Source organism: Cupriavidus sp. SK-3 (assembly GCF_000611145.1).
GTDB lineage: Bacteria > Pseudomonadota > Gammaproteobacteria > Burkholderiales > Burkholderiaceae > Cupriavidus.
In genome coordinates, this window is sequence record NZ_JFJV02000076.1 from 1 (window position 1) to 7,639 (window position 7,639).

General features: G+C 61.1%; 7 protein-coding genes and 1 pseudogene. 3 read left to right on the forward strand and 5 right to left on the reverse strand.

From position 1 onward, the window contains the following. Positions 1-275 precede the first annotated feature (275 nt). The gene (locus CF70_RS08445) at positions 276-1,820 is read left to right on the forward strand and encodes a sensor domain-containing diguanylate cyclase (RefSeq protein ID WP_051648156.1); all 1,545 of its coding nucleotides are present in this window, start codon (positions 276-278) and stop codon (positions 1,818-1,820) included. Between the two features lie 277 nt (positions 1,821-2,097). On the opposite strand, the gene CF70_RS08450 is transcribed toward CF70_RS08445, so the two are convergent. Then, positions 2,098-2,520 carry a phasin family protein gene (locus tag CF70_RS08450; RefSeq protein WP_051648157.1) on the reverse strand — a complete coding sequence of 141 codons (423 nt, stop codon included), beginning with the start codon at positions 2,518-2,520 and terminating at the stop codon, positions 2,098-2,100. 177 nt (positions 2,521-2,697) lie between these two features. Then, entirely contained in the window at positions 2,698-3,369 is a 672-nt protein-coding gene (locus tag CF70_RS08455) for a hypothetical protein (RefSeq protein WP_035862998.1), read from the reverse strand. 880 nt (positions 3,370-4,249) lie between these two features. Here CF70_RS08455 and CF70_RS08460 point away from each other — a divergent pair. Beyond that, positions 4,250-4,438 (forward strand): hypothetical protein, encoded by a 189-nt coding sequence (locus tag CF70_RS08460; RefSeq protein ID WP_035863001.1) that lies wholly within the window; start codon positions 4,250-4,252, stop codon positions 4,436-4,438. Positions 4,439-4,578: 140 nt separating this feature from the next. Beyond that, the gene (locus tag CF70_RS08465; RefSeq protein ID WP_063830440.1) at positions 4,579-5,550 is read left to right on the forward strand and encodes a Bug family tripartite tricarboxylate transporter substrate binding protein; all 972 of its coding nucleotides are present in this window, start codon (positions 4,579-4,581) and stop codon (positions 5,548-5,550) included. Here the strand turns inward: CF70_RS08465 and CF70_RS08470 are convergent. The 3 genes and pseudogenes from CF70_RS08470 to CF70_RS37540 all read right to left on the reverse strand — a co-directional run. Beyond that, on the reverse strand, positions 5,547-6,584 hold the full coding sequence (locus CF70_RS08470; protein ID WP_200876718.1) for a branched-chain amino acid ABC transporter permease: 1,038 nt from the start codon (positions 6,582-6,584) through the stop codon (positions 5,547-5,549). The genes CF70_RS08465 and CF70_RS08470 overlap by 4 nt on opposite strands. 74 nt (positions 6,585-6,658) lie before the next feature. Beyond that, positions 6,659-7,543, reverse strand: coding sequence for a branched-chain amino acid ABC transporter permease (locus CF70_RS08475; protein WP_035863003.1), 885 nt, complete (start codon positions 7,541-7,543; stop codon positions 6,659-6,661). A 10-nt stretch (positions 7,544-7,553) separates the two neighbouring features. Beyond that, positions 7,554-7,639: pseudogene (locus CF70_RS37540) on the reverse strand (ABC transporter ATP-binding protein); the annotation flags it as partial.

Consider the following 7,639-nt stretch of genomic DNA (forward strand, 5'->3'; position numbering starts at 1 on the left):
GGAGGGTTACCGCGCGAGCGGTTTAGTCCATTGGCCAAACTCGGACATTTGAGCTTAGCCAAAAGCAGACATTACCGCTTAGCCGCTACAAGTGTGCGCACCCATAATTATCATTATGTTAAATCACGGCGAGACTGCCGGGCAATACCTCTTGCCTTGCCTGACGCTGACAGTCGCCGGCCCTTGACATGACCAACGAGGACAGATGCCGGGCACGCGTATTTGAGCGAGTACAATCGGCGCGCTCGCGCCTGGGCGGAGTGACAACCCCGAACATGCAACCGCGTAACCTTGGCCCGCGCCAAAAAGTGAACTTTAAATCTCTCAATCTTTTCGTGGCCAGCAGCTTTGTGCTTGCTGCTGCCATCGCCGCCGTAGGGGCCGGTGCGCTCCATGAAATGCGCCAGGATGCGTATGCCCGCGCACAGGAAGGGGCCGCCAACCTATCGCTGATCCTGGAGCACGATATTGCCCGCAACCTGGAAATCTATGAGCTGTCGATGCACTCCGTGATCGACGGCGTCAAAGATCCCGAGATTCTCCGGTTGCCTCCCGCCATCCGCCAGCTAGTGTTGTTTGACCGTTCCACAACCGCAACGGACATGGGCTCCCTGCTGGTGACGGACGAGCAAGGCCACCTTGTGCTCGACTCCCGCTCGACCCCTCCCCGTCCCGTCAATCTCTCTGACCGCGATTATTTCAAGGTGCATCGCGATTCGGCCACTGCCGGACTGTATGTCAGCCAGCCGTTCCAGCCTCGCCTGACGGACGGTGGCCAGTCGATCGGCCTTAGCCGAAGGCTGTCGCACGCAGACGGCAGCTTTGCCGGCATCGTCGTCGGCACGCTGCGTACCCACTATTTCAGGAGGCTGTTCGAAGGGACGAAGCTTGGCCCGGGGGGCACCATCACGCTGCTGCGGGACGATGGCATCGTTCTCATGCGGCGCCCGTATGAGCCAGGCACCATTGGGCGGAGCATTGCCAGCAGCCCGTCCTTCGCTCCGCTTACTCAAGCCTCGCAAGGATCCTATGTTGGCACTGCCGCACTGGATGGCACTGAACGTCTATATGACTTCCACCACGTTACCGGATTCCCGCTCGTGGTTGTCGTTGGCCTGTCGACCGATTACGTTTATGCGGAATGGCGCAAAAGGGCGTGGCTGTTCGGCGGGCTTATCGTTGCACTCGACGCCATGCTCATCGCGCTCTCGGTGCTGATTTCCCGGCAGTTCAGGCGCAGGCTGGCGATGGAAAACCACCTGCGGCTCATGGTCAATACGGACGGCCTGACGGGAATCGGCAGCCGGCGCGCCCTGGATGAAGCCGCCGACATTGAATGGCGCCGAGCATGGCGCAACCAGCAGCCCTTGTCCTTGCTCATGATCGATGTCGATCATTTCAAGAACTTCAACGACCACTACGGGCACGCGGGCGGCGACGATGCGCTGGCTGCGGTTGCCCGCTGCATAGCCGACAGTATCCGCAGGCCTGGCGACTATGCTGCCCGCTACGGCGGCGAGGAATTCGCCGTGCTGTTGCCCAACACTGGCATGGAAGGCACCATCGCCGTGGCCGAAAAAATTCGCTCGGCAGTCGAGAGCCTGGCGATCCCAAATTTGGGGAGCGCCAACCAGGTGCTTACAGTCAGCATCGGTGTGGCTATCGCAGAGGACCGCGCGCGTTTCGCCAACCTGCGGGTCTTCTTCAATGCAAGCGACGAAGCGCTATACGAGGCGAAGGCGTCCGGGCGCAACCGGGTAGCCATCGCCGCGGACGAAGCGCAAGGGAGCGCGGCCAAAAGTGCGGCCCAGAAGGGCTAGAGGGCAAAAGAAAGCCGCGCCCGGCCAGTCCGGCAAGTAACCAGTTGCTGAAAACATCGCGTCAATCGGCGACCAATCCGCAGCATTTGTGCAACGGCAATCGGGGATCGAATTGTCGGAGAAAGGCGCCGCGCACAGGCGCGGGCGCCGGGCAATTGGGCCAGATCCTGTGCCAAAGGGTCGAGGAAAATGCGGCTGCCCCGCCGGGCGACGATACCCCTTCGGAGCGTCGCCGCTTGTTTCGTGCCGGCGTTCCTGCGCCCGCGCCGACCGCAGATCAGGCGGCTTTGGTTTTCGGCGCCTGCTTGAGCACCGTCGAGCTGGTCGCTTCGACATTGGATCGAACGACTTCCGATGCTTGCCTTGCGGCCTTGCTCACCGTGTCATATGTGCCGTTAGCAGCCGTGACGGCAGACTTTAAAACGGCCGTCACCACCTCGGATCCTGCGGGAGCGTGTTTCGCAAACTCGTCAACGAATGCCCCCAAGCTGCCGTTGTAATGCCCGTATTGCGCCTCGGCGATGCGCATGAACTCCGCCTGGGTCTCAGTAAAAATTTCGTACAGATCTTGAACGTAGGCAATTACCTTCTCTGCGGTCGGCTGCGAAGCGCCGCCCTGCGCGTCTAGCAACTCCCGCAGATCCCTTTGTGTGCACAACTTCGTGACGTGTTCGCTCCCGCTCTCCAGGGTTTCCTTCATTGCTTGGGCAAACTACGGGCACGGCAAGCAGCACGGCGTCCGTCTCCGCCATTATGACCGCCCTCGCCTTTGCGCGGCCCGCGACTTTCCACGCCAGGTAAGCCCCCGGCCTTCGCAAGCAGGTTTTGACGCGAATGCGGCGCAAGGCCTGCGTGAAAAGAGATCTTCCGCGCAAATTTAGGATGAATCAGATTGACTCCCTCGGTTCTGTCCCGCCTCAATGCCTCGCTTAGCCTGTTCGATGCGTGACTGCACCTCACTGTCACCGGCAAACTCCTTCTGCGTGGCAAGCGGTTCGAGCGCTTCCAGCGCCTGCTGGGGGTGCCCAGCACTCAGTTCGCTGTCGGCCCATGCCAGGCGCAGATTTCGGACTTCGGTACTGTTCCATCCGCCAAGCCGCAGCGCTTTAGCAAACTGTTCGGACGCAAGCGTGAACTCCTGCTGGCGCTGCGCGAGAAAGGCGCGCTGGGCGTGGAGTTTCTGATGGTCTGGGTACTTTCGCAGCAGCCCTTCCGAATAGGTGCGCGCTTCGACGAGGAGGTTTGCACGGACCAGCAGGCTCAGCCGCAGCAACTCGCGATCCCGGTTGCCGGGCGCGAGTTCCAAGGATGCTTCCACGGCCTTCCTGGCGCCGTCAATGTCTTCTGTTTCCGCCAGCGTGTATGCGCGCTCCGCCAGACGATAGGCCTGGGAATCGAGACTGGCTGCTGAGGATTTCTGGGACTTCCCCAATGGCTTGGCCAAGGTCCCAGCATTTGCGCCCAGGCTCATCGTCACCAGGAGCGGTGTTGCAAGGATCAGGGCGGAGCGCCCCGCGCGGAAGAACGTTGACCAGCGAGAGTGCTTCATAGGGCTTCCAGGTTGTTGGTTCCGACGGAAATCAGGGCGCATGCCGAAGACGGCAAGAGTTTTTTCACTTGCTCTCCCCTACTTGCTTTTTTATATGCAGGACCCAATACGCTCATGCCGGCGCGAACGATCTCGCGTACCAAGACTGGTTTCTCTGCGGCACTGGCGCGTTGCCGGGGATTCCTGCAATTTAGATAGTTGCGATAACCATGCCGCAATCTCAATCTGTTGATTTTTAAACAACTTCTTGGCACAGCACCAGGCTGCAGCGCCTGCTTGGCGCGACAGTGTCAAAAACCTGAAACACAGGTATGCATTAGGGTGATGGGGAGGGAGCAATATTGCGCACATATCAATGTGCGCATCACCGGTATCCCGAGCAATCGTGGATAGGATTCGATTTTTTCCCCATCAGAGCATCACACGCGAACATTACGAGACTTGTAAAGATCGCGAAACTCGCGATCAGGATATTTCATCGTCGTCGGATAAAAGGGTCGCCGAAAATTGTCTTGGCCGTCCAACCTATGTATGAGCAATCGAGGTACGTCTCAACCAAGAGTGCTAAGGCGAAAGAAAAAATGTTAGGTTGATGTCACTATCATCCCCTGGCCTCTACCGTAGACGGGCTAAACGCAGGCGTTCTCAGTGGATGAAAGGCTTACATGGCAAATCTGGTTGCATCCGTGAAACATGCTGCAGGGCTCTGTCAGGTTATCTCCGTCGCGCGGTCCGGAGCCGTCATGAAGATCCAATGTGCCCCCTTGGCTTCCCCCAGGCAATCGGGATCGATCCCCCCGCCCCCTGCAGTGGGGTGACGTCACGGCTGCACGACGCTATCATCGACACGTGTATGCACATGCAACGATGAGAATTGGTTATGTCGCCCAAGAGCCTGATGTTTCCCTTAACAAGATGTCCGAGGACGTCCGTAGAGGCACTGGCCACGCAGATCCGCCGCCTGGACGCCGGCAAGGTGGTAATTATCGGGGGCGATCCACTCAAGGCGCAGGCACTGAGGGACAAGGTCGCCGCCGATGGCATGGTCGTGAACATGGCCGCAGGGTAAACGGCAAACCGACCGCGCCGCTTCCCCCCCTGCTCAAGGATCCGCGCCGCCTGCCTCAACGGCCGCTTATGCATGCCGCGATCCGCTCACGCGCCTGCCACGTATCCTCGATGCCGATGCTAATGCTGTTACGTACTTCCATGCGCCAACTCTATATCTGTGCCCTGCTGGTCGGAGGCATCCTGACCAATGCGCCCGCCCATGCGGATTCGTTCCCTGAGCGCCCGGTGCACCTTGTCGTTCCCTTCAGTCCGGGCGGGCTTAGCGATTCAATCGCGCGCATGATTGCAGACAAGCTGCGGTTCAGGCTAGGGCAGCCGGTGGTCATTGAAAACCGCCCCGGCGGGTCCACGCTGATAGGGGCGGAACATGTAGCAAAGGCACCCCCTGACGGCTACACGCTTCTACTGGGCAGTTCCACCACTTTCTCCATGCTGCCGGCCCTACGGCCACGTCTGCCGATCGCGGCCGAGGACACGTGGGCGCCTGTCGCCATCGTCGGCGAGACCTCCATTGTCGTATCGACCCGCGCGGAGAACGCCACCATTGAGTCGTTCGCCAGCCTGCTGGCACAAGCGCGCGCGCGGCCTGGCGCGGTCACGTATGGCACCACAGGCCCAGGGACGGCCCCCCACCTTGTAGGAGCGATGATTGCCACTACCTTCCAAGTGGACATGACGCCCGTAGCCTATCGAGGCAGCATGCAGGTACTTGCCGATGTCATCGGTGGACAAATCGATCTGAGCCTCGATCCCCTTGCCGTTGCCAAACCGCTCATTGATGCCGGCCGGCTGAAACCGTTAGCCATCAGCAGTGCGGCACGGTTGCCTCAGTACAGCGCAGTTCCCACCTTTTCTGAAGTCGGCGTCACCATGTCGAGCGGCGCGTTCTGGTACGGCATAGCCGCCCCTCGCGGTACGCCGCAGAAAGTCCTGGAGCGGCTGCGAGTGGAACTGCAGACGGTCCTGCAGAATCCGGAATTTCAGAATACGCTCGCCGAACGCGCTATTGTTGTCGGACATGGTCGCGCCGAGGATTTCCGCCAGCGCGTACGCGCCGAGATCGCACAGTATCGGCAACTGGCAAAAGACGCGCGAATCAAGCTGGATTAAGCTCCCCCTATCTGGTCCACTTTGGACCGTTTGGGGATTAGGCGCGGTGCTCGTAGCCATCGACCTGCCACTCGCCTGCCCTCAAGCAGTGCAAGCTGGCCCACAATGCCCCGGCGGAACAGCAGGACGCAAGCGATAAAGATGACGCCCGTCACCATCGTGACCGACTCCCCCAGCGAGCCGAACCACGCGATGCCCGTGGCAGAAGCCAGGAAGCTGCCGATGGCGCCAAGCTTGGTCTCCAGCGCCACGACAACCAAGGCGCCGGCCAGCGGCCCTGACAGCGTGCCCAGCCCGCCCACCAGCGTCATCAGGATCACCGAGCCCGACATCGCCCAATGCACGTCGGTCAGCGTGGCAAAGCCCAGCACCAGCGCCTTGATCGACCCGGCCAGCCCTGACAGCGCGGCGGACAGCACGAACGCCATCAGCTTGAAGCGGTCGGTGTCGTAGCCTAGCGAGACGGTGCGTGGCTCGTTCTCCTTGATGGCCTTTAGGATCTGGCCGAACGGGGAATGCACCGTACGCACGATCAGCGCAAACGCGGCCACGATGACGGCCAGCGCCACGTAGTAGAGCGTCAGGTCGTCGGCCAGCGGCAGTACGCCGAACAGCTTGCCGCGCGGGATGGCCTGCAGGCCATCCTCGCCACCAGTGGCTGGCGCTTGCAAGCAGACAAAGAACAGCATCTGCGCCAATGCCAGCGTGATCATCGAGAAATAGATGCCCTGGCGCCGGATCGCCAGCGTCCCCACCACGTAGCCGATCAAGCCGCCGGCCAGCGTCCCCAGCACCATTCCTGCTTCCGGCGTGACGCCCCACACTTTCATGGCATGGCCGGCGGCATAGCCCGCGCCGCCAAAGAAGGCGGCATGGCCGAACGACAGCAGCCCGGTATACCCGACCAGCAGGTTGAAGGCGCAGGCGAACAGCGCGAAGCACAGCACCTTGAGCACAAACACCGGATACGCCCCGGCCATCGGCGCCAGCATCAACGCCACCAGCAACAATCCATACCACAGCTTCTTCTGCATGCCCTGCTCCTGTCTTGCGTGTCCTGCCTGTCCTGCCTCGCCCGCGGCCACCGCCGCGCAAGCTGGTTGACGCATCATCTCTCTCTCCCGAACAGCCCCGACGGGCGCAGCATCAGTACGATTGCCATGATGAGGAACACCGCCGTGGCCGAAGCCTCGGGATAAAACATCTTGGTCAGCCCTTCGATCACGCCCAGGCCAAGGCCGGTCAGGATCGAGCCCATGATCGAGCCCATGCCGCCGATCACCACCACGGCGAACACGATAATGATCAGGTTCTGCCCCATCAGCGGCGAAATCTGGATCACCGGGGCCGCCAGCACACCGGCGAACGCCGCCAGCGCCACGCCGAAGCCGTAGGTCAGCGTCACCATCAGCGGCACGTTGACGCCGAAGGCCTCGACTATCTTGGGATTCTCGGTGCCCGCACGCAGGTAGGCACCCAGCCTGGTCTTCTCAATCAGGTACCAGGTGAAGAAGCACACCACCAGCGAAGCGGCCACCACCCAGGCGCGGTAGTTGGGCAGCATCATGAAGCCCAGGTTGGTGGCACCACCCAGTGACTCCGGTGCCGAGTACGGCAGCCCGGACACACCATAGACCGAACGGAAGATGCCCTCGATCACCAGCGTGATGCCCAGCGTCAGGAGCAAGCCGTAGATATGGTCGAGCTTGTAGATCCAGCGCAGCATCGTGCGCTCGATCACGATCCCGATCAGCGCCACCGCCAGCGGCGCGAGCACAAGCATCGCCCAGTAGCCGAGCCCGAGGTAGCTCATGCCCATCCAGGCCAGCACCGCGCCGAGCATGAACAGCGCCCCGTGGGCAAAGTTGATGACGTTGAGCAGCCCGAAGATGACCGCCAGGCCAAGGCTCAGCATCGCGTAGAAAGCACCGTTGACCAGCCCCAGCAACAACTGGGACAGCAAGGCGGGAAGGGGAAAATTCATTGTCGTCATAAAGCGTTCCTCACACCCCCAGCAACTCGTTCAGCACCGGCATCCTGGCCTGCAGCTCCGCGGCGGCGAAGCGCTCGACGATGGTGCCGTGTTCCA